This window comes from Pseudarthrobacter sp. 1G09 (assembly GCF_050038305.1).
Lineage (GTDB): Bacteria > Actinomycetota > Actinomycetes > Actinomycetales > Micrococcaceae > Arthrobacter > Arthrobacter equi.
This window is the reverse complement of sequence record NZ_CP188306.1, coordinates 3,254,244-3,276,790: the sequence shown is the minus strand read 5'-3', so window position 1 is coordinate 3,276,790 and position 22,547 is coordinate 3,254,244. Positions and strand designations below refer to the sequence as shown.

Below are 22,547 nucleotides of genomic sequence, written 5' to 3'. Positions count from 1 at the left end.
CGTGGACTTCGCACTCGTCATCTTCTGGCTGTTCGCCGGCGTCAGCATCCTCTACGTCGTGCACTTCGGCCTCTACCTGGCGGGCGCCAACTTCTACGACATCTGGCAGCAGCGCCGCAAGGGAATGCGGGGCGTGCGGGCACCCGGTGAATTCCAGCCGGAATGCGCTTCGACGGCCACCTGGACCCGCCGGGCCCGGCCGGAGGTGCCGGGGCTGGTATCCATCGTCATCGCGGCCCACAACGAGGAAGCGGTGATCGTCAGGACACTCGAGTCCATTGGCACGAGCAGCTACCGCTCATTCGAGGTCTTCGTCGCCGATGACGCTTCGTCTGACCTGACCGGCAGGCTGGTCCGCGACTACCAGTTACGGCACCCCACGATGGACCTGCACCTGGTCCGGATGCGCCGCAACATTGGCAAGGGCGCGGCACTCAACTCGGTGCTCCGCCGGCACGCCCGCGGCCAGTTCGCCATGACCCTCGACGCCGATTCGATCATCGGTCCGGAAACCATCACCAATGCATTGTCCTACTTTGACGATCCGTGCGTGGCCGGAGTCGCCGCCAACGTGCAGATCCTGGAGGAGACCACCGTGCTCGGCATCCTGCAGCGCTTCGAGCACATGATCGGCTACCGCTCCAAGAAGTTCTTTTCCCTCCTGAACGCCGAATTCGTGGTGGGCGGCGTGGCCTCCACCTACCGGATGCGCGTGCTGCGGAAAGTGGACTTCTACGATACCGACACCGTGACCGAGGACATCGGGCTGAGCGCGAAGATCACCAACCTTGGCAACCGGCGTTTCCGCATGCTCTACGGTGCGGACGTGGTGGCCAAGACCGAGGGCGTGCTCTCGCTGCGCGCCTTGGCGAAGCAGCGCTACCGCTGGAAGTACGGCAGCATCCAGAACCTCATCAAGTACCGCGGCATGATGCTGAACCCGAGCCGCAGGTACACGCCCACCTTGACCTATTACCGGATGCCCATGGCCCTGCTGAGCGAATTCACGCTGCTGGTCTCGCCACTGGCCTGGACGTACGCGGTCTACTGGTCGCTGGCCACTCACACCCCTGCGTTGATCCTCGGTGCCTACGCCACCATTACCGCCTACACCCTGCTCACGGTGTGGATGGACGAGAACCTGACAGTGCGGGAACGCAGCCGGCTCTCCGTTTACGCCCCCACGGCATACTTCCTGTTCTACATCATGGACCTGGTGCAGCTGACAGCGGCGCTTCGCTGCATCCTGCGCTCTCGCGGCCTCTTCCGGCGTCCCGAAATCAACACCTGGAAGTCACCGCAGCGGGCCGGCAGCCTGGTGGTGGCCAATGCCACGTAAGCGCCGGTGGTTCCTGCGTGTGCTGTTGAACCCGCTCGTGGTCATTTTGGCTGTGGTGGCTCTCATCACCGCCGGTTGGCTGGTGTACACGCAGGGCACCGGCAGCATGGCCCAGGCACGTCCCGGCGCCAACCTGCTCCCCGCCTTCGACCCGTCGGCCGACGTCATCCCCGCTGTATCCGGCCAGCCGGACCCGGCCGGGCAGGTGGGCGGATGGACCGTCCGGCGCAGCGGTACCGCAGAGACCTCGCTGGAGCTGGCCGCCGGAGAGCTGCAAAGCCAGGCGCTCCGGTTGGACATCACCGGTTACGGCTCGGGCGACGTTACGCTGACAACCCCCCGCGTGGACGTCAAGCCCCACCAGACCTACCTTTTCAAGGCCTTTGCCTCCAGCGATACCGACTTCACCCTGCTGGCCCGCCGGTTTCTGGCCGATGGCAGCACAGTTCTGGAGCAGCTCCGGAACCCGCTGGAGCGGCCCGGGAACACCCCTTACACGGTGAGCGATGCCTTCGACAGCGGCGAGGCGACGGCCGCCGTCGAGTACGTCTTCAGGCTGGCGTCGGACGGCGCACTCAAGATCGAAGGAGCCTACCTGGAGCCGGCCAGCGACGTCCTGCTCCTGCCCTCGCCGCCGCCCGGCCCGAACCTGATCCCGAACCCTGGGCTCACGGGGATTCAGCCGGCCGGGCCTGATGCATGGTCCCCCTATGCCTCCGGGTCACTGACGGCGGAGTCCGGCCGGAGCCAGGACTCAGGCGGCAGCTACCTCTGGACCCGCATCTCCAACTTCAAGTCCGGCGAGGCCAAGTGGCAGTACCAGCCCGTCCCGGTGACCGGTGACAGGTCTTTCGAATTCGGCGCCACCTACCGGTCCGACCGGGAGGTGGATGTGGTGGCCGAGTTCGAGCTCGCCAACGGGGGCCGCGCGTTCCACAGCCTGGAGACCGTGCTGCCGGCCGGAGAATGGACCACCGTCAGCGAGGCATTCCAGGCGCCCGCCGGAGCCACCTCAGCAATGGTCACGCTGGTGGCCCACGGGGACGGCACCACCAGCGTCCGCAACTACTCGCTCACCGACACCACGAAGCCCGGCCCCCTCCGCTGGAGCCAGCCCATGGTCTCGATTACGTTCGACGACGGGTGGCAATCGGTGTACGACCGCGCGCTTCCGCTGCTGGACCAGCACGGTTTCCGGTCCACCCAGTACATCAACGCCAGTTCCATCGAGACGCCCAACTTCATGACCGCAGCCGAAGTGCAGCAACTGCACCAGGCCGGGCACGAAATCGCAGCGCACAGCTACGAGCACGTGGACCTGACCTCCATCGGGACGGACCGCCTGGACGAACAGGTCCGCAAGAGCGAAGAGGCGCTGGCAGCGGCCGGCTTTGAAACGAGGGACCTCGCACCCCCGTACGGACGCCACGACCCGCAGGTGGACTGGTACGCCAACAAATATTTCGACATCGTCCGCGGCACGGATGACGGCATCAATACACGGCAAAGCCTGGACCAGCAGGACCTGAAGGTCTTCTACGTGACCGACCAGACCACCATGGCCACTCTGTCTGAAGCGCTCGCCGAGACGGCCCGGATGAATGGATGGCTCATCCTCGTCTACCACCAGATAGCCACGCCGCAGTCCACCGGCACCCAGGAGCACAGCGTCGCGGCGGACCGGAGCACCATCACCAGCGACGTCCTCGCCGCCCACCTGCAGCTCGTTGACGACAGCAACATCGAGGTCCAGCCGGTCATGCAGGCCTTCGAAAAGCTACAGGGACCCTGACCAGACTTCGGCGGTGTAACCCGGCGCCGTCGGCCCAAAAAGAACGGAACAGCACATGAACGGAACCAGATCCAGCCTGGCGCCCTGGCGCGTCAAGCTCATGAGCACCGTGGTGGCGGTGGTGGCCTTGGCCGCCGCGCTGCTGACGCCCGGGGCGGCCAACGCGGCCGTGGACAACCCCGCACCGGGCCCCCTGGTGTCCTTCACTTTCGACGACGGTGCCCAAAGCGCACTGACGCAGGCGGCGCCCACCCTCCAGAAGTACGGGCTGACAGGCACGAACTACGTCATCACCGGCTGCGTCGGAATGACGACGGTACCCAACACCTGCCGCGCCAACACCGATGTGCCGTACATGACGTGGAGCCAGATCCTGCAGTTGCAGAACACCTACGGCTGGGAAATCGGATCGCACACCGTCAACCACCAGTGCCTCGTCAGCGTGGGCGATGACTGCCAGGCAAACAAGCTGACCGCGGCCCAGGTGGAAGCGCAGCTGGCGAACAGCAAGTCGGCACTGGCCGCCCAGGGCATCAACGCCACGGCCTTTGCGCCGCCCTACGGCGACTACGACATGTCCGCGATTGCGCGCGTGGCCAAGTACTACAGCTCCATGCGCGGCTTCGCTGACACGGGCAACAACATCTGGCCGCTGGGCGACTACCTGCTCCGCAACGTCCCGGTGCAGGAGGTCACCACGCCGGTGGCGGCGCTGAAGGCCCAGGTGGACGCGGCCATCGCCAACAAGCAGTGGGTGGTGTTCACGTTCCATGACATCCGGCCCAGCCCCAGCCAGGTCCCCGATGACTACCAGTACGGCACCGCGGAACTGGACCAGCTCGCCGCCTATGTGAAGACCAAGGTGTCGGCCGGGCAAATCCGCAACGTCAACGTCAGCAAGGGCCTCGTGACCGGCTCGCCGAACCTGATGCCCAACCCGACGTTCAACACCGGAATCGCCGACGGCTGGCGCACCGATGCACCCGCCGCCATCACTGCCGACGCCGCGACCAACGGCAGCTTCCCGGACGCAGCCCGCTCCATCAAGATGGTTTCCGGGACGGCCACAGGGCACCTGTTCTCGCCGGCCGTGGCGGTGTCACCCACCACGAACTACCTGTTCAAGTCCTACCTGAACGTCGCCGCCATCACCACCGGAGAAGTGGGCTTCTACGTGGACGAGTACAACGCGGCCGGGCAGTGGATCTCCGGACAGTTCCGCAAGCGCGAGAACACCAGGTGGGTGGAGGCCATGAACTTCACCTACACGCCCAGCTCAACCAATGTGGCCAAGGCGAGCCTCCAAGTGTGGGTGACAGGCACCGGCATCACGGCCTACCTGGACAACGTGCAGCTGCTCGCACTGACCGCAGGGACCACCCCGCCGCCGCCAACGTCCACCAACCTGGTGGCCAACGGCACCTTCGACGCCGGCATCGGCGCGGGCTGGACCACCGATTCCGCGCCCACCATCGTGGCTGACGCAGCCAACCACGGGAGCCCCGCCAACCCGGTCAACTCCGTCAAACTGACGGCAACGACGGCGAACAAGCACCTGTTCTCACCCCAGGTGGCGGTGACGGCAGGGGCCTACAACATTGCCGGGTACCTGAACGTCGCAGCCCGCACCAGTGGTGAGGTGGGCTTCTACATCGACGAGTACAACGCGGCCGGACAATGGATCTCCGGGCAGTACAAACTCGGCGTGGCGGCCGCCGGAGTGACCAACGTGGACCTGACCTACTCGCCAAGCACCACCGCGGTGGCGAAGGCAAGCCTGCAGGTCATCGTCCAGGGCAACTCCGGACTGCAGGCGTATTTCGACGACGTCCGCTGGACCAGGCCCTGACGCCCGGTCCAGGATTGAGGTCACCATATGGGAGGAATCAGGAAGGCCTGGCGCCCGCGCGCAGTGATCGTGCTGGCGTCCGGCATCCTGCTCGCCCTTGCAGGCTGCACGCCGGACAATCCGGAGCCTGACATGGTGGTGGACCTCGTGCAGCAGGACTGGCGGCACACGCCAGGGGTGACGCCCGACGGCGGCGGGTTGCGGGTGGCGGCCACGTCACGGAGCATCGTGGAACAGGACGGCGGGGGAGGCCAGCCCAACCCGCCGGTCAACCTCGCCGGAACCCACCTCGTGGCCACGGGCGACTTCACCCTCAGCGCAGCGTTCACCGACGTGACGGCCGATGCCTCCCTGACCGTCTATGACAGCCCTCCGGTGATCGCCGACGAATTCCGGATCGAACCCGCCGGCGTGCGGCTCACCCTGCGCGGCGATGACCTGGACATCGCTGTGTTTGACGGCTCACGCCAGAAGTCCGTCACCAATCCCCAGCCGGCACACGATGAGCGCATCCGGCTCCAGGACCCCGGGGCCGAACTTACGGTGCGCCGGTCAGGGGACAAACTCGAGGTGGCCAGCGGAGGGGACACTGTGCTGTCGCAGTCCTTGCCCGGCATCTTCGGCTCCGGGCAGCTGTGGCTGGGACTCGCGAGCGACGGCGGCTCGTTCCAGGTCAGCTCCCTCACCGCCACCGCTCACGGCGGCGCGTCACTCAGCACCGCGGGCCCCGCCGTCGAGCAGGCAAGCCAGCTGCCCGATGGCCTGCAGGCGCTGGCCGCACGGATCCGTCCGGACTTCAGGATCGGTGCCGCGGTGGCACTCGGCCCGCTGGCCTCGGACGCCGACTACGGGCGGGTGCTCGTAGGGAATTTCGGCGCCATCACCCCGGAGAACGCCATGAAGGCGCAGAATGTCTCCCCGCAGCAGGGCACCTACACCTTCGAAGAGGCGGACGCGATCCTCGCGGTCGCCGAAAGCAAGGGCATGGCCGTGCACGGCCACACCATCGCCTTCACGGAGGCAATGCCCCGCTGGATGCAGGAACTTCCCGCGGGCACCGAAGCGGAGCGCAGCGCCAGTGCGCGGGCCCTGCTCGACTACGTGACCGCCGTCGTAACGCATTTCAGGGGCCGGCTCGATTCGCTGGACGTCGTCAATGAACCCTTTGACGTCGACCAGGGCGTGGGCCTGCAGCAGAACATCTGGTACCGCGTCTTCGGACCTGCCTACCCGGCCGTCGTATCGCAGGCCGTCTACGCGGCCGATCCGCAGGTGAAGCAGTACATCAACGAGAACGGGGCCGACGTTCCGGGGCGCCGCCAGGACGCGCTGCTCAAACTCGCCCTGGACACGAATGCGGTGGGCGGGCACATTTACGGAGTGGGCCTCCAGGCCCACGTCTACAACCATGAAACCGACGCCATCCCGGCGGGCGAGCTCACCAGGACACTGCGGAACTTCCAGGACGCCGGGCTGCACGTCCGAATCTCGGAAAACGACGTGGCCGACGACGACGGCACGGACGTCCAGGCCGAGCAGTACGCCACCGTCCTGGCCACCTGCCTGCACTCCAGCGCCTGCGTCTCCTACACCACCTGGGGCGTGGACAACCGGTACGACTGGCTGATCGATGACGACGGCAGCCTGCAGCAGGGCCACGACTACCTGTTCGAAAACGGGAAGCCGACCCCGCCCTACGACGCGATGCGGACAGCGCTGGGCGGCTGAGCCTGGCCGTTCAGCCGGCGGCCTGCACCGGAGTCCGCCGTTTGGACAGCGCGTTCGTCCGAGCGGTCCGGAGCATGTCAACGGTGAGCAGCAGCAGCGCCACCCACACCACGCCAAAGCCGATCCAGCGCTCCGTGGTCATGGCTTCGCGGAACACTACGAGCGCCACGATGAACTGCAGGACGGGGGCGAAATACTGCAGCAGGCCGATGGTGGTCATCGGCAGCCGGCGCGCGGAAGCGCCGAAGAAGATCAGGGGAACCGCGGTGATCACGCCGGAGGCCAGCAGCAGCCAGAAGTGCCCGGCACCCTGGGTGGTCAGGGTGGCGGCACCCGAAACGCCGAGGGCCACCATGGCGGCGGCCGCGAACGGTGCCAGCACCACAGTTTCCACGCTCAGGCTGGTCACGGCATCCACCCGGGGCCCGACGCGCTTCTTCACGAAGCCGTACAGGCCAAAACTGAACGCCAGCGTCAGCGCAATCCAGGGCAGCTTGCCGTAGGAGTAGGTGAGCACGCCCACCGCAATGAAACCGATGACGACGGCGGCCCACTGCAGAGGCCGCAGCTTCTCCTTGAGGACGAACACGCCGAGCAGCACGGAGACCAGCGGGTTGATGAAGTAGCCCAGCGAGGTTTCCACCGCCTGGTTGGTGGTCACACCGTACGTGTACGTGAGCCAGTTGACGGCGATCAGGAAGGCCGCCAGCGCCAGGGAACCGAAGACGGTCCGGTTGCGGAGTGCGGCGATCAGGGCGGGCCACGCCCTCGTCACGGTAATCAGCAGGGCGCAGAACAGCAGGGACCACACCACGCGGTTGGCCACGATTTCGACGGCGCCGGCGGGCTTGAGCACGAAGAAGTACAGCGGGAGCAGCCCCCACAGCCCGTACGCTCCGATGCCGAAGAGGATTCCCGCCGTCGTGTCCTTGTCCTTGACCGCGGCATCCGCCGCCCTGGGGGCCGCCGCGCCCGGACGGGCCGGGGCGTGGGCGGAAGCCGGGGGAGGAGGGGCGGGTGAGGAGGGAGAATCGGGGTTCGGCACGGAACCCATAACATCAGCAGCGGGCACGGTATTCCAAGCAACGGGTCCGAAACCCGGCAATTAGTCAGTAGGCTTGCTTTCATGGATTGTGCCTACCCGCCGGACGTGGCCCCATGAGGCTCCGGCGCAGCAACGCCTCGGGCCGTGGCTACCGCCGGATTGCCGCCGGAAAAGGCTTCAGCTACCGGGACCTTGACGGATCAACACTGCCGTCCGGCCCGGTGCGGGAGCGGCTGGAAAGCATCGGTATCCCACCGGCGTGGACCGATGTGTGGATCGCCCCGTTCGAAAACGGGCACATCCAGGCCACGGGCGTGGACGCTGTGGGCCGCCGGCAGTACATCTACCACCCGCAATGGCGCGAACGGAAGGACCGGCTCAAGTTCGACCGTTCGCTGCAGCTCGCCGAGTCATTGCCGGTAGCCCGCCGCTGGGTCACCATGGACCTGCGCAGCGAAGGGTTCACGCGCGAACGCGTGCTGGCCGGAGCCTTCCGGATGCTGGACAGTGGATCCCTGCGCGTGGGATCCGAGCGGTACACCAACGAGAACGGCAGCCGCGGACTGGCCACCCTGCTGTGCGCCCACGTCCAGGTGCGCAAGGACCGGATTCTGCTCAGCTTCCCGGCCAAAAGCGGCAAGGACTGGGAATCCGAAATCCGCGACGCCGACCTCGCCGCCCTGGTGCGGCTGCTCAAGCGGCGCGGTGGCAACGCCCGGCTGCTGGCCTACAAGGACGGCCGGAGCTGGCGGCCGGTCACCAGCGCGGACATCAACGCCTACGTCAAGGAACGCACCGGCTCTGATTTCACGGCGAAAGACTTCCGTACCCTGCGCGGCACCCTGGCCGCGGCGGCCAGCCTGGCCCGGACCGGAACGCAACCCACCGTGGCCAAGCGGAAACGGGCTGTCAGCCGGGCCATGATGGACGCGGCCGAGGTGCTGGGGAACACGCCGTCGATTGCCCGCAAGAGCTACGTGGATCCGCGCGTCGTGGACCACTTCAACGACGGTGAAACCATCGACCCCCACCGGATCGAGTCCGCCGAAGCAGAGCTCCGGGCCCTGCTGTACCGCGAAGGTGACGTTGTACCGCTGGCGAAAAGCGGCTGAGGCCTAGAATGGGAAGCTGTTGCGCCACCCAACCAGGCGCACCCCGCGAATCATGCATGTGATCAGGCCAGAAGGGCTCCCGGTGTCCACTCCCAGCGCTACCAGCTCCACCCGTCCCCTCCGCGTCGCCATCGTGGGCGCAGGACCGGCGGGTGTCTACGCTGCGGACATCCTCACCAAGTCCAGCGGCGTGAAGGACGGCGACTTCGAGGTCAGCATCGACCTGTTCGAGGCCTACCCCGCACCCTACGGCCTGATCCGCTACGGCGTGGCCCCGGACCACCCCCGAATCAAGGGCATCGTCAACGCCCTGCACAAGGTCCTGGACCGCGGCGACATCCGGTTCCTGGGCAACGTGACCTACGGCCGCGACCTCACCCTGCACGATTTCCGCGCCTTCTATGACGCCGTGATCTTCTCCACGGGCGCCATCAAGGATGCGGACCTGGACATCCCGGGCATCGCACTGCAGGGATCCTTCGGCGGCGCGGACTTCGTCTCCTGGTACGACGGCCACCCGGACGTTCCGCGTGACTGGCCGCTGGAGGCCAAGGAAATCGCCGTCATCGGCAACGGCAACGTGGCCCTGGATGTGGCCCGCATGCTGGTCAAGCACCCGGAGGAGCTCCTCACCACGGAAATCCCGGACAACGTCTACCAGGGGCTGAAATCGTCCCCGGTCACGGACGTGCACGTCTTCGGCCGCCGCGGCCCGGCGCAGGTGAAGTTCACCCCGCTGGAACTGCGCGAACTCAGCCACATGAATGACGTGGACATTGTCCTGTACCCCGAGGACTTCGAGTTCGACGAAGCCTCGGACGAGGCCATCCGCAGCAACAACCAGATCAAGACCATGGTGAACACGCTCACCAACTGGCTGGTGGAGGAGCACGCGGAATCTGAGAATCCCTCCTCCCGCAGGCTGCACCTGCACTTCCTGCACAGCCCCGTGGAGCTGCTTCCGGAAGGCGGGGACGCCGCCGGCGGCAAGGTGGCGGGCATCAAATTCGAGCGCATGCAGCTCGATGGCACCGGCAACGCCAAGGGCACGGGGGAGTACGTGGAGTACCCGGTCCAGGCCGTCTACCGTGCCATCGGCTACCACGGCTCGGCGCTGGACGAACTGGAATACGACGCCAAGCGCGGCGTCATCCCCAACGAGGGCGGCCGGGTGCTGGACGCCGACGGCAACCCCGTCCCGGGCATCTACGCCACCGGCTGGATCAAGCGCGGCCCCGTGGGGCTCATCGGCCACACCAAGGGCGACGCCCTGGAAACCATCGGCTTCCTGCTGGAAGACCGCCTCACCCTGCCGGCTGCCAGCAACCCTGATCCGCAGGCCATCATTGACCTGCTGGAGGAACGCGGCATTGAGTACACCACGTGGGAGGGCTGGAACAGGCTCGACGCGCACGAGGCAGGCCTCGGCGCCGCCTGGACCGGGCCGGAAGGCCTGGACCACGTGGTCCGTGAGCGCATCAAGGTGGTTCCGCGCGAGGACATGATCCGCATTTCGCGCGGCTGAGGCCCCGCTCCCGCGGGGAGCCGGTGCCCGCTACAATGGCGAGCATCACTTGGCCGGCGTGCTGACGCCGTGTCCTAAGACAGCGCAGCAGCACAGGAGTTCGATGAAGAACCTCGCCCAGCCGGAGCCGTTGCAGCGCAGTGCCCTGGCCGCCCACGAGGAACTCGACGGCGGCCGGTTTCCTGATGCGCACGACATACCCGGCGTGCGCTCGTTGATCAGGGAGTCCTGGCTGCGCTCCGCCGGGTTCAAGGCCAACCCGGACAACCCCGCCGCGCCGCTGGCCATGGACCACGATGAGCTTGAGGACTACCGGAGCCGGCATCCGCTGGCCACCATCATGCCGGTCATCAATAAGCTGCTGGTCCAGCCCAGCCACGACACCGGGCTCCTGGTGGCGGTGGGTGACGAGGTGGGCCGGCTGCTGTGGGTGGACGGGGATCCGTCCCTGCAGCGCCGCGCGGAAGGCATGATGTTCGTTGCCGGCGCCGACTGGTCCGAAGCCACCGTGGGCACCAGCGCCCCGGGTACTGCCCTGGCGTTGGGCCGCGGGATCCAGATCGCCGGCGCCGAGCACTACCAGCGGGCCGTCCATCCCTGGAGCTGCACTGCCGTCCCCTTCCATGACCCCGATTCCGGCGCGCTGCTGGGGGTTGTGGACATCACCGGAACGGCGGCCGCAGTGGCCCCGCACACCCTGTCCCTGGTGGAGGCCACCGTGGCGGCAGCCCAGGCGCAGCTGCGGGTGGAACGGCTCCAGGCTGCCGCGCAGCTGGCGGCCACGCCCGTACGACGCCGGTCCACGGCATCCGCGGCCCGGGCACCGGGCGCCGGTGCCCGGGAGGGGAGCCTGTACCGTAACAGCCTCCAGTTGCTGGGCCGTGACCAGGCACTGCTGAGCATCGACGGCAAGACCGTCGCGATGTCCGCCCGGCACAGCGAGATCCTGGCCCTGCTGAGCACCCACCCGGACGGGCTGAGCGCCGAGGAACTGTGCGTCCTGCTCTACCCGGCGGACGGTTCCAGCATCACCCTGCGGGCCGAAATGGTGCGCCTGAGGAAGGTCCTGCAACAGCTCAACCCCCGCGCCGTGCCCGAATCCCGGCCCTACCGGCTCCCGCTGGACCTGGTGCCGGACAGCGGCCAGGTGCTCAGCTGCCTGCAGCGCGGCGCCCACCGCATTGCGCTGGAAATCTACCGGGGCGCAGTGCTGCCCAGGTCCGAGGCGCCGGGCATCGTCGATCTCCGGAACAAGGTCTCGTCACTCCTGCGCGAGGCTGTCCTTACCGATGGCAGCGCCGATTCGCTGCTCCGCTACGCCGCGCTCCCCGAGGCAAGGGACGACGTCGGGATCCGCCGTGCCGCGCTCCGCCTCCTGCCGCCGCGCTCACCCAAGCGTGCCGCCGTCGTCGCCGAACTGGAACGGCTGGAAGCCGAACTCAGCGCCTAAGGCGTGGCGCGCCGTCGTACGCGCCCCGTAAGGTCGCGGTGACCTGCGTCACCTTGTTGCAACCTGGCTGCAACCCCCCTGCTCCTACGCTTGCTGCATCGGCTCATCCCGTACGGGAAAGCCTTCTGCACAGCAAAGGAGCTACGCAATGACCGTTTACGCACAGCCGGGTACCGAGGGCTCGAAGGTCACCTTCAAGGACCGTTACGAGAACTGGATCGGCGGCGAATGGGTGGCCCCGGTCAAGGGCCAGTACTTCGAAAACATCACCCCGGTGACGGGCAAGGCGTTCTGCGAAGTGGCCCGCGGCACCGCAGAGGACATCGAACTCGCACTCGACGCCGCACACAAGGTTGCACCGTCCTGGGGCAAGACGTCCGTGGCCGAGCGCGCCGCCATCCTGAACAGGATCGCGGACCGCATCGACGAAAACCTCGAAATGCTGGCCGTCGCCGAATCCTGGGACAACGGCAAGCCCATTCGCGAAACCCTCAACGCCGACCTGCCGCTCGCCGCCGACCACTTCCGCTACTTCGCCTCCGCGGTCCGGGCCCAGGAAGGCTCCCTTTCGCAGCTCGACGACGACACTACTGCGTACCACTTCCACGAGCCGTTGGGTGTGGTGGGCCAGATCATCCCCTGGAATTTCCCCATCCTGATGGCTGTCTGGAAGCTGGCCCCGGCGCTGGCCGCCGGCAACGCCGTGGTGCTCAAGCCCGCCGAACAGACGCCGTCGTCCATCCTGGTCCTCATGGAGCTCATCGGCGACTTGCTGCCCGCCGGTGTGGTCAACGTGGTCAACGGCTTCGGCGTGGAGGCCGGCAAGCCCCTCGCCTCCAGCTCCCGGATCCGCAAGATCGCCTTCACCGGCGAAACGACCACCGGCCGCCTGATCAGCCAGTACGCCAGCCAGAACCTGATCCCGGTCACCCTGGAGCTCGGCGGCAAGAGCCCGAACATCTTCTTCGGCGACGTTGCCCAGTCCGACGACGCCTTCTACGACAAGGCCCAGGAAGGGTTCGCCCTGTTCGCCTTCAACCAAGGCGAAGTCTGCACCTGCCCGTCCCGCGCCCTGGTGCAGGAAGACATATACGACTCCTTCATGGCCGACGCCGTGGCCCGCGTCGAGAAAATGGTGCAGGGCAACCCGCTGGACACCGAGACCCAGGTGGGTGCGCAGGCCTCGAACGACCAGCTCGAAAAGATCCTTTCCTACATCGACATTGGAAAGCAGGAGGGCGCAAAGATCCTCACCGGCGGCGCCCGCGCCGAACTGCCCGGCGACCTGGCCGGCGGCTTCTACGTCCAGCCCACCGTCTTCGAAGGCCACAACCGGATGCGGATCTTCCAGGAGGAGATCTTCGGACCCGTTGTAGCAGTGACGAAGTTCAGCGACTACAACGACGCCATGGGCATCGCCAACGACACCCTCTACGGGCTCGGCGCCGGCGTCTGGTCCCGCAACGGCAACATCGCCTACCGCGCGGGCCGCGAAATCCAGGCCGGCCGCGTCTGGGTCAACAACTACCACGCCTACCCGGCGGGTGCCGCGTTCGGCGGCTACAAGTCCTCAGGCATCGGCCGCGAGAACCACGCGATGATGCTGGACCACTACCAGCAGACCAAGAACCTGCTGGTCAGCTACAACGAGAACAAGCTGGGCTTCTTCTAAGCCCGGATCCATACCTCCATCAACGCAAGGATCGCCAATGACGACGACAATGCAAGCAGCAGTGGTCAACACCTTCGGTACCGACCTCCAGGTCCAGGAACTGCCCATCCCCACCCCTGGTCCGGGGGAGGCCCTGGTGAAGGTCCTCACCACGGGCGTGTGCCACACCGACCTCCATGCCGCGGAAGGTGACTGGCCCGTCAAGCCCACGCCGCCGTTTGTGCCCGGCCACGAAGGCGTCGGTGAAGTGGTGGCCCTCGGCGAAGGCGTCACCGACCTCGCCGTCGGCGACATGGTGGGCAACGCCTGGCTGTGGTCCGCCTGCGGCGACTGCCAGTACTGCCGCACCGGCTGGGAGACCCTGTGCGAGGCACAAAAGAACGGCGGCTACAGCGTGGACGGGTCCTTCGGCGAGTACATGCTCGTCAACACCCGGTACGCCGCCCGCATACCGGCGGGATCCGACCCCGTCGAGGTGGCGCCGGTGCTCTGCGCCGGCGTCACCGTCTACAAGGGCCTGAAGATGACGGAGGCGCAGCCCGGACAGTGGGTCACCATCTCCGGGATCGGCGGGCTGGGCCATATTGCCGTGCAGTACGCCGTCGCCATGGGCCTTCGGGTGGCCGCCGTCGACATCGCCGATGACAAGCTCGCCCTGGCGAAAGCCCACGGGGCGGCGCTGACGGTCAATGCCCTGCATGAGGACCCGGCGGAGGTGATCCAGCGCGAGACAGGAGGTTGCCATGGGGTGCTGGTTACCGCGGTGCATCCTTCAGCGTTCGGGCAGGCCATCGGCATGGCCCGCCGTGGCGGCACCATTGTGTTCAACGGGCTGCCGCCGGGCGACTTCCCGGCGCCGATCTTCGAGATTGTGCTCAAGGGCCTGACCGTCCGCGGCTCCATCGTGGGTACCCGGCAGGACCTGGAGGAGGCCCTGGACTTCTACGCCCAGGGAAAGATCCACCCCACCGTCTCAGTCCGGGAACTGTCCGAGGTCAACGCGGTCTTCGATGAGATGAAGCACGCAAAGATCGACGGCCGCGTGGTCCTGAGGTTCTGATGTCTCCGGACAGCCTGCAGGCCGCCGTGACGCTGCCCGGGGAAGACTTCTCCCGGGTGGCGCTCACGCCGGACGCTGCAGACCTGCTGCGCCTGCTGTGGCTGCAGCACGGGCCGCTGATGTTCCACCAGTCCGGTGGCTGCTGCGACGGATCCTCGCCGATGTGCTACCCGGCCGGGGACTTCCAGACCGGCGACGCGGATGTCCTGCTGGGGCTGTTCGACCTGTCCGACGGGCTGGAACCGCAGCCCCTCGAATTCTGGATGTCCCGGGAGCAGTTCAACTACTGGAGCCACACCCACCTGACCGTGGACGTGGTACCCGGGAGGGGCAGCGGCTTCTCCGTGGAGGCGCCGGAAGGCAAACGCTTCCTCATCCGCTCAACCCTGATGGACTGGCCGGCCTAAGCAGAAACCGGCGAATCCATTGATTCGGTTCCAAAGCGCTTGGGCCCCTCAACTCGAGGGTCCCAAGCACTTTTGGCAGAACAAAGTTCTGCATTCCAGCCGTCTCACTATTCGGGACGATTGTGACCGTCCACTGGATGGACACTACGGTTGATAGGTCTATTTCCTTCACAAATCAGGATTGTGATCCCTATGAACCTTCTCCGGACCAAACCCATCGAGCAGTCGATCGCCGACGCCGATGAACCCGGACGCAAGCTCAAGCGCTCCCTCAGCACGTGGGACCTGATGATCATGGGCGTCGCTGTAGCCGTCGGCGCCGGCATCTTCTCCGTGGGTGCCAAGGCGGCCGCCAACTTCGCCGGCCCGGCCGTCACCGTGTCCTTCGCCATCGCTGCCGTTACCTGCGCGCTGGCCATCATGTGCTATGCCGAGTTCGCCACCGCCATTCCGGTAGCCGGCTCAGCCTACGTGTTCACCTACGCCACGATGGGTGAGCTCCTCGCCTGGATCATCGGCTGGAACCTGATTCTTGAGCTTTTCACGGCCGCGGCAGTGATCGCCAAATACTGGGGGATCTACCTCAGCAAGGTGTTCGCCCTGATGGGCGCCGACATTCCGCCGGCGCTGACCATCGGCGGCGTGGACCTGTACTGGGGCGCCTTCCTGATCGTGGCCATCTTCACCGTGCTGCTGGTGCTGGGAACCAAGCTCTCCGCCCGGGTGGGCAACATCTTCACCCTGATCAAGATCGGCGTCGTGCTCTTCGTGATCGTCGTGGGCTTCACCTACGTCAAGGTCGAAAACTACGCGCCCTTCGTACCGGCAGCTGAGCCCACCGGCGGCACCGGTGCCGCAGACGTCCTGAAGCAGTCCTTCTTCGGCTTCCTGACCGGTGCAGCACCGGCGCAGTACGGCACCCTCGGCATCTTCGCCGGCGCCGCGCTGGTGTTCTTCGCCTTCATCGGCTTCGACGTGGTGGCCACCTCCGCCGAGGAAGTCAAGAACCCGCAGAAGACCCTTCCCCGCGGCATCTTCGGCGGCCTGGCCGTGGTGACGCTGCTCTACATCCTCGTCTCCCTGGCCCTGACCGGCATGGTGTCCTACACGCAGCTGGCCGAAGCGGACAACCCCACCCTCACCACCGCCTTCGAGGCCGTGGGTGATACCTCTGCCGCCAAGGTCATCGCTTTCGGATCGCTGATCGGCCTGACCACCGTGATCATGGTGCTCCTCATGGGGCTGTCCCGCGTGGTCCTGGCCATGAGCCGCGACGGCCTCCTCCCGCGCTCCCTGTCCAAAACCAGCGACAAGCGCTCCACCCCGGTGCGGCTGCAGATCATCTGCGGTGCGGCAGTTGCCCTGGTGGCCGGCCTGACCAACGTTGACCTGCTCGAGGAAATGATCAACATCGGCACCCTCTCCGCCTTCGTGGTGGTGAGCCTGGGCATCCTGGTGCTCCGCCGCAAGCGCCCCGACCTGAAGCCGGCCTTCCGGGTTCCTTTCGGCAAGGTCCTCCCGGTGGTCTCCGCCGTGCTGTGCCTCTACCTGATGACCAACCTGGCAGTGGAGACCTGGATCTTCTTCGCCATCTGGCTGGCGATCGGCCTGGCAATCTACTTCGCCTACGGCCAGCGGCACTCACGCCTCAACGAGCGGTTCAGCGCCGCCAACGCCGCAGTCAACGGCAGTGCCGCCGAGTCCAAGTCCGGCGACGAGGACGAATTCACCCGCGCCTGACCTGTTCCTGCCAATGCCCGCCCGGCTGCCGTCCGGGCGGGCATTCGCATGCCCCGCTCCGGGATGGAGCCCGCTCATAGGATGGATGCATGGCACGCCCCACACGACCCGAACGCAAAGCCGAACTGCTGGGCGCCATCCAGGACTACCTCATGGACAAGACCCTCACCCAGCTGACGTTCCGCAGCCTGGCCGAGGGCCTGGGCATGAGTTCCTACGTGCTGGTGTACCACTTCGGCAGCAGGGACCAGCTGATCAACGACATTGTGGTGTCCATCGAGTCCCGGCTGGACCGGCTGCGCAGCACAGACGTCCGTGAGATCGACCGGGCAGCATGGCGCGCTTTCCTCCTCGATTCCTGGCAGTGGACCATGGCCCAGCGCAACCGGCACCTGACCCGCCTGGAGTTCGAGGCCGCAGCCCAGGACATCGTGGCGGCGGAACCCCGCGGGACCTCCCGGGAGCATTTCCGCATGCTGCACCACCAGACGCGTGACTGGCTGATGGTGCAGGGCATCGAGGAAGAATTCGCGGATACCGACGCCCGGCTTTTCACGTCCACTTTCTACGGGCTGCAGTTCGACTTCGTGGTGATGAACGAGCCCGAGGCCGCCACCCGGGCCTTCGAACTCATGCTGACGGTCTTCTTCAACAACCTCGAGGTCCGGCTGGCAGCGGCCGGGCAGTAAGCGTCACGGGGTGGCGTACCGGCCCACCCACTCCACCAGGGGACGCAGCTCCCGCCACCTGCGGGCAATTTCTTCGCTGGCCGCCGCCGTGGATGCCCAGCCGGGCTGCCCCAGCTCAACCCCAGCGGACAGCGACTTATGCTTGAGCAGCTCCGCACGCGGATGGTCCTTGCCGAAACCCCGGGGGACTGTCTTGAGCTTCTCGCCCTCAATGGCGAACCCGGCGCCGGCCAGTGAATCCACGATGTCCTGCAGCCCCGCCCCGCTGGCGGAGGCATCCGCAGCAGCCCGGAACCGGGCCAGCTGGGCAGGCGTGTGCGAGTGGTAGCCGCCGCCCACCAGCAGGCCGTCGGCGCTGACCTGGAGGTAGAAGCCCACCCCTTCCTGCCGGGTGGCGAAGGCGCCCTGGGCGGTCTTGTACGGGGATTTGTCCTGTGAGAACCGGACGTCCCGGTAGGGCCGGAACAGTTTGGCCGGCCCGAATTCCGGCTCAAGTCCGGCCAGGAGCAGTTCCAGCGGCTCCCGGACCGCGGAATCATAGGTGGACTTGTGCTCCCGCCACCACTCACGGTTGTTGTTGTCTTCGAGTTCCTCGTAGAAGCGGAAGGCCTCCGGCGGAATCCCTGCGAAAGTGTCCATGTACGGAGCCTAGAACCGGCAGGCACCGGGGAACAGCGGACCGGCGGTCGTATGTGCACAATGCAGAAGGTGCCGGCGCATATGTGCACAACGCAGAACACCCCGCCCGGAAAAATCCGTGGCGGGGTGTTCCTTTCATGCTAGAACCGGGGACTTGCCCCGTTACCGGCTGTTAGCCGATCTTATTGGCTGCTTCGGCGTCGGAAACCGGTGCAGCACCCAGGTTGGCGCGCAGCTTGGCGCCGAGCTCGGCGTCAACGTTGGTCCAGTACTGGATGGCGCGTTCCTTGATGTCGGAGCGCTTCACGCCGCCCACGGCACCGGTGATCGTTTCGAGGAAGCGGGCCTTGGTGGCTTCGTCGTAGACCTCGCGGTACAGCGCGCCGGCCTGGACGAAGTCGCCGTCCTCAGCGTGGAGGGAGTGCGCGGCGAGGGTCAGCTCGCCGTCGTTCTCCCAGCCGCCGGCCGTGTTCTGCGGCTCAACTGCAGCCGGGCCGCCGAAGGTGTTCGGGGCGTAAACCGGAACGGAAGGCGCGTTGAACAGGAACCGCCCTTGGCCGTCCTGGCTGTAGTTGTTGACCTCGTTTTTCGGCTGGTTCACCGGGATCTGGGCGTGGTTGGTGCCAACGCGGTAGCGGTGGGCGTCAGCGTAGGAGAAGATGCGGGCCTGCAGCATCTTGTCCGGGGATGCGGCGATGCCCGGCACGAAGTTCGACGGCGCAAAGGTGGCCTGCTCGATCTGCGCGAAGTAGTTCTCCGGGTTCCGGTTCAGCTCCATGGTGCCCACCTTGATCAGCGGGTAGTCGCCGTGCGGCCAGACCTTGGTCAGGTCGAACGGGTTGAAGCGGTAGGTCTTGGCATCCTCGTACGGCATGACCTGGACGTGCAGGTCCCAGGAGGGGAGGTTGCCGGCTTCGATGTTCTCGTGCAGGTCGCGGATGTAGAAGTCCGCGTCCGAGCCGGCCAGTGCTTCTGCCTGGTCGGAAGTCATGTTCCTCACGCCCTGGTTGGACTTGAAGTGGTACTTGACCCAGAAACGCTCGCCCTCGGCGTTGATCCACTGGTAGGTGTGCGAGCCGTAGCCCTGCATTTCACGCCAGGAGGCCGGCAGGCCGCGGTCACCCATGAGCCAGGTGACCTGGTGGGCGGACTCGGGGGACAGGGTCCAGAAGTCCCACTGCATGTCGGCGTCGCGCAGGTGGGTGCCCGGCAGGCGCTTCTGGGAGTGGATGAAGTCCGGGAACTTGATGCCGTCGCGGATGAAGAACACCGGGGTGTTGTTGCCCACGAGGTCGTAGTTGCCCTCGCTGGTGTAGAACTTCACGGCGAAGCCGCGCGGGTCACGCCAGGTGTCGGGGGAGCCGTTCTCGCCGGCAACGGAGGAGAAGCGGATCAGCATCTCGGTCTCGGCGCCCGGCTGCAGGAACGCGGCCTTCGTGTACTTGGAGATGTCCTCGGTGGCCTTGAACGTACCAAATGCGCCGCCGCCCTTGGCGTGCACTACGCGCTCCGGAACCCGCTCGCGGTTGAACTGGGCGAGCTTTTCCACCAGGTAGTGGTCAGTCAGGATGATGGCACCGTCGGCACCAACTGACTTCGAGTGGGCATCGGACGTAACCGGTGCACCTGACTGTGTGGTCGAAATGGCAGTCATTGTTCTCCTATTTCTCGTTTATCTGTAGGGGAGGATTGAAAGTTTGTTTCTGGGACTGCTGGCAGTCCTGGCAGATGCCCTGGTACATGACGTCGGCGATCTGGATGGTCATCGGCTTGGCGTCCGGGTTCCAGTGCGGGGTGAGGCAGGGAGCGTGGCCGACGGCGCAGTCCACGTCCTCCACGCGTCCGCAACTGATGCAGATGGCGTGGTGGTGGTTGTCGCCCACGCGGGTTTCATACAGTGCGGGGGAGTGCGGTGGCTCAAACCGGCGGAGCATGTGCAGGTCCGTCAGGTCTCCAAGCACCACGTAGACGGACTGTGCCGTCAGTTCCGGAAGCTCGGCGCGGGCTGCAGCCAGGATGCTTTCGGCGGGGGAGTGGGGGTGGCTTTCGACGGCGGCGAGTACAGCGAGCCGCTGCTTGGTCACCCTGCGGCCGTGGGCACGCAGGGCTGCAGCCCAAGCGTCCTGGCCGTCAAAGTGTTCCGTCATGGAACCCATTAGACCACTTATTTTGACTATCTCACAATAAGGCGTGGCTTACTTTCAAAGCGCGGCGGACCTGCGGCTTTGCGGGCCGGGCCAGGGGAGGCCCACTACTGTGGCAGGGTGGGGAAATTGCTGGCCGACATCACACCGCTGCGCGAAAGCCCGGAGTTCCGCCGGCTCTGGCTGGGTTCGGCAGTTTCTGCCGTCGGCAGCCAGCTCACCCTGGTGGCGGTGGGCCTTGAGGTCTACAGGCTGACCCACGACAGCTTTTACGTGGGCCTGCTGGGCATTTTCGCGCTGGTTCCCCTGGTTATCGGCGGCCTGCTGGGCGGTTCCATCGCAGACTCGCATGACCGGCGCAAGGTGGCGCTGCTGGCCACCACCGTGCTGTGGCTGACCACAGGCCTCATCGCGCTGCAGTCATGGCTCCACGTGGGGAGCGTCTGGGTGCTCTATTTGCTGGTGGCGCTGCAGAGCGGTGCGCAGGCCATCAACCAGCCCGCCCGGAGTGCCATTATCCCCATGCTCATCCGCAAGGAGCTCCTGCCTGCCGCCAACGCCCTCAGCATGCTGGTGTTCGGCCTCGCCATGACCGCCGGACCGCTGCTGGCGGGCGTCCTGGTGGCCTGGATCGGTTTCGGGTGGACCTACACCATCGACTTCGCGAGCTTCGCCTTCGTCCTTTGGGCCGTGTACCGCCTCCCGCCCCTGGCTCCGACAGGTGCCCGCAGCAAACCGGGGATCAGGTCGGTCATCGAGGGATTCCGCTTCCTTGGAACCCGGCCCAACCTCCGGATGACCTTCGTGATCGACCTGGTGGCCATGATCCTGGCCCAGCCGCGTGCCCTGCTCCCAGCCGTCGCCGCGCTGATGATCGGCGGCGGTGAGGCGACAGTGGGTATCCTGCTCGCCTGCACCGCCGTCGGGGCCTTCCTCGCCGGCCTGTTCTCCGGGCCGCTGGGCACGGTCCGCGCCCAGGGAACCGCGGTTGTTTTCTCCGTGATGGGCTGGGGCGCGTCCATCGCAGGATTCGGCCTGGTGGTGCTCCTGGCGGGCAGGGCGGACGGCGAAACGGCCACGCCGTGGCTGCTGCCCGCAGCGCTGTGCTGCGTTCTGGCGGGCGTGGCAGATTCGGTCAGCAGCGTCTTCCGCAACACTATCCTCCAGGCGGCCACGCCGGACCACCTGCGCGGCCGGCTGCAGGGTGTGTTCATCGTGGTGGTGGCCGGCGGGCCGCGGGTTGGCGACCTCCTTGCCGGCGGCGCAACCAAGATCCTCAATGAGGGCTGGGTGCTGCTTTTCGGAGGCCTGCTCTGCATCGTGGGGGCCTGGACCGCGGCGAAGCTGCAGCCGGGCTTCCGCCGGTACGATTCGCGGAACCCGGCTCCCTAGCGATCCGTTCCCTTAGTGAGGAGGAATCGTGCACAAACATCACAACGGGCTCAAGACCGCGGCTCTGTTCGGAGTGCTCTGGGCGGTCCTGCTTGCCCTGGGCGCACTGATCGGGGCGGGGACGCGCAGCTCGGCGCCCATCTGGATCATGGCGCTCGTGGGCGTCGGCACCACGTTCTACGGCTACTGGAACAGCGACAAGATCGCCATCCGTTCCATGCAGGCCTTCGAAGTCTCCGAAGCCCAGGCGCCGCAGCTGTACCAAATAGTGCGGGAACTGTCGGCCCGGGCCAACCAGCCCATGCCGCGGATCTACGTCTCGCCCACCATGAACCCCAACGCCTTCGCCACCGGCCGCAATCCGCAGAACGCCGCCGTCTGCTGCACCGAAGGCATCCTGCACCTCCTGGACGCCCGCGAACTCCGCGGCGTCCTGGGCCACGAACTCATGCACGTCTACAACCGCGACATCCTCACCTCATCGGTGGCTGCCGCCGTCGCGGGCGTCATCACCTCGGCGGGCCAGATGCTGCTCTTCTTCGGCGGTGGCGACCGGCGCAACACCAACCCGCTGGCCATGATCGCCATGGCCCTGCTGGCGCCCTTTGCGGCGTCGCTGATCCAGATGGCCATCTCCCGCACCAGGGAGTACGACGCCGACGAGGACGGTTCGCAGCTCACGGGAGATCCGCTGGCGCTCGCCTCGGCACTGGCCAAGATCGAGCGGGGCGTCACCATGGTTCCGCTGCCGCCGGACCAGCGGCTGGTCAACGCCTCACACCTGATGATCGCCAACCCGTTCCGCGGCGGTGCCATGAACAAGCTGTTCGCCACCCACCCGCCCATGCGGGACCGGATCGTGCGGCTGGAACGCATGGCCGGCCGGCCGCTGCGGTAGCCGGCGCCCCGCCGTCGGACGCATGTCTCCTGCAGGTGACTGGTCGGCAGGCAGGCGATGGGCGTG

The 22,547-nt window shown here is 66.5% G+C and carries 18 protein-coding genes; 14 read left to right on the top strand and 4 right to left on the bottom strand.

What is annotated here, in order from left to right; translation table 11 throughout:
• The first annotated feature begins 1 nt into the window (after position 1).
• From ACP3TD_RS15100 to ACP3TD_RS15085, 4 genes are read left to right on the top strand one after another with little or no spacing between them, the layout of a single operon-like run.
• Entirely contained in the window at positions 2–1,339 is a 1,338-nt protein-coding gene (locus ACP3TD_RS15100) for a glycosyltransferase family 2 protein (RefSeq protein ID WP_426763812.1), read from the top strand.
• Complete coding sequence (locus tag ACP3TD_RS15095; protein ID WP_426763811.1) at positions 1,329–3,131, top strand: polysaccharide deacetylase family protein; 1,803 nt, start codon at positions 1,329–1,331, stop codon at positions 3,129–3,131. The genes ACP3TD_RS15100 and ACP3TD_RS15095 overlap by 11 nt, the downstream gene beginning before the upstream one ends.
• 55 nt (positions 3,132–3,186) lie before the next feature.
• On the top strand, positions 3,187–4,980 hold the full coding sequence (locus tag ACP3TD_RS15090) for a polysaccharide deacetylase family protein (RefSeq protein WP_426763810.1): 1,794 nt from the start codon (positions 3,187–3,189) through the stop codon (positions 4,978–4,980).
• 27 nt (positions 4,981–5,007) lie between these two features.
• Positions 5,008–6,708 carry an endo-1,4-beta-xylanase gene (locus tag ACP3TD_RS15085; RefSeq protein WP_426763809.1) on the top strand — a complete coding sequence of 567 codons (1,701 nt, stop codon included), beginning with the start codon at positions 5,008–5,010 and terminating at the stop codon, positions 6,706–6,708.
• Between the two features lie 10 nt (positions 6,709–6,718).
• On the opposite strand, the gene rarD is transcribed toward ACP3TD_RS15085, so the two are convergent.
• Positions 6,719–7,762, bottom strand: coding sequence for an EamA family transporter RarD (gene rarD / locus ACP3TD_RS15080; RefSeq protein ID WP_426767258.1), 1,044 nt, complete (start codon positions 7,760–7,762; stop codon positions 6,719–6,721).
• Positions 7,763–7,866: 104 nt separating this feature from the next.
• On the opposite strand from rarD, the gene ACP3TD_RS15075 reads away from it, so the two are divergent.
• The 8 genes from ACP3TD_RS15075 (at position 7,867) to ACP3TD_RS15040 (ending at position 17,408) form a co-directional block, all read left to right on the top strand.
• The gene (locus tag ACP3TD_RS15075) at positions 7,867–8,865 is read left to right on the top strand and encodes a DNA topoisomerase IB (RefSeq protein WP_426763808.1); all 999 of its coding nucleotides are present in this window, start codon (positions 7,867–7,869) and stop codon (positions 8,863–8,865) included.
• A gap of 52 nt (positions 8,866–8,917) precedes the next feature.
• On the top strand, positions 8,918–10,390 hold the full coding sequence (locus ACP3TD_RS15070) for an FAD-dependent oxidoreductase (protein WP_426767256.1): 1,473 nt from the start codon (positions 8,918–8,920) through the stop codon (positions 10,388–10,390).
• A 103-nt stretch (positions 10,391–10,493) separates the two neighbouring features.
• On the top strand, positions 10,494–11,840 hold the full coding sequence (locus tag ACP3TD_RS15065) for a GAF domain-containing protein (protein ID WP_426763807.1): 1,347 nt from the start codon (positions 10,494–10,496) through the stop codon (positions 11,838–11,840).
• A 148-nt stretch (positions 11,841–11,988) separates the two neighbouring features.
• Positions 11,989–13,512: an acetaldehyde dehydrogenase ExaC gene (exaC, locus tag ACP3TD_RS15060; RefSeq protein WP_426763806.1), complete on the top strand. Its 1,524-nt coding sequence runs from the start codon at positions 11,989–11,991 to the stop codon at positions 13,510–13,512.
• 37 nt (positions 13,513–13,549) lie between these two features.
• Positions 13,550–14,572 carry an alcohol dehydrogenase AdhP gene (gene adhP, locus ACP3TD_RS15055; RefSeq protein ID WP_015937948.1) on the top strand — a complete coding sequence of 341 codons (1,023 nt, stop codon included), beginning with the start codon at positions 13,550–13,552 and terminating at the stop codon, positions 14,570–14,572.
• On the top strand, positions 14,572–14,979 hold the full coding sequence (locus ACP3TD_RS15050) for a DUF779 domain-containing protein (RefSeq protein WP_426763805.1): 408 nt from the start codon (positions 14,572–14,574) through the stop codon (positions 14,977–14,979). The genes adhP and ACP3TD_RS15050 overlap by 1 nt, the downstream gene beginning before the upstream one ends.
• 192 nt (positions 14,980–15,171) lie before the next feature.
• Positions 15,172–16,719 (top strand): amino acid permease, encoded by a 1,548-nt coding sequence (locus tag ACP3TD_RS15045; protein ID WP_426763804.1) that lies wholly within the window; start codon positions 15,172–15,174, stop codon positions 16,717–16,719.
• A gap of 89 nt (positions 16,720–16,808) precedes the next feature.
• Entirely contained in the window at positions 16,809–17,408 is a 600-nt protein-coding gene (locus ACP3TD_RS15040) for a TetR/AcrR family transcriptional regulator (RefSeq protein ID WP_426763803.1), read from the top strand.
• Between the two features lie 3 nt (positions 17,409–17,411).
• On the opposite strand, the gene ACP3TD_RS15035 is transcribed toward ACP3TD_RS15040, so the two are convergent.
• The 3 genes from ACP3TD_RS15035 to ACP3TD_RS15025 all read right to left on the bottom strand — a co-directional run bounded on the left by ACP3TD_RS15035 (position 17,412) and on the right by ACP3TD_RS15025 (position 20,194).
• A complete protein-coding gene (locus tag ACP3TD_RS15035; RefSeq protein ID WP_426763802.1) occupies positions 17,412–18,047 on the bottom strand; it encodes a DUF2461 domain-containing protein in 636 nt (211 codons plus the stop codon).
• Positions 18,048–18,219: 172 nt separating this feature from the next.
• Positions 18,220–19,701, bottom strand: a complete 1,482-nt coding sequence (locus ACP3TD_RS15030; protein WP_426763801.1) for a catalase — start codon at positions 19,699–19,701, stop codon at positions 18,220–18,222.
• Positions 19,702–19,708: 7 nt separating this feature from the next.
• On the bottom strand, positions 19,709–20,194 hold the full coding sequence (locus ACP3TD_RS15025) for a Fur family transcriptional regulator (protein WP_314214103.1): 486 nt from the start codon (positions 20,192–20,194) through the stop codon (positions 19,709–19,711).
• A gap of 117 nt (positions 20,195–20,311) precedes the next feature.
• Between ACP3TD_RS15025 and ACP3TD_RS15020 the strand changes: the two genes are divergently transcribed.
• Both ACP3TD_RS15020 and htpX read left to right on the top strand, forming a co-directional pair.
• Entirely contained in the window at positions 20,312–21,583 is a 1,272-nt protein-coding gene (locus ACP3TD_RS15020; protein ID WP_426763800.1) for an MFS transporter, read from the top strand.
• 28 nt (positions 21,584–21,611) lie between these two features.
• A complete protein-coding gene (gene htpX, locus ACP3TD_RS15015) occupies positions 21,612–22,481 on the top strand; it encodes a zinc metalloprotease HtpX (protein WP_426763799.1) in 870 nt (289 codons plus the stop codon).
• Positions 22,482–22,547: the final 66 nt, after the last annotated feature.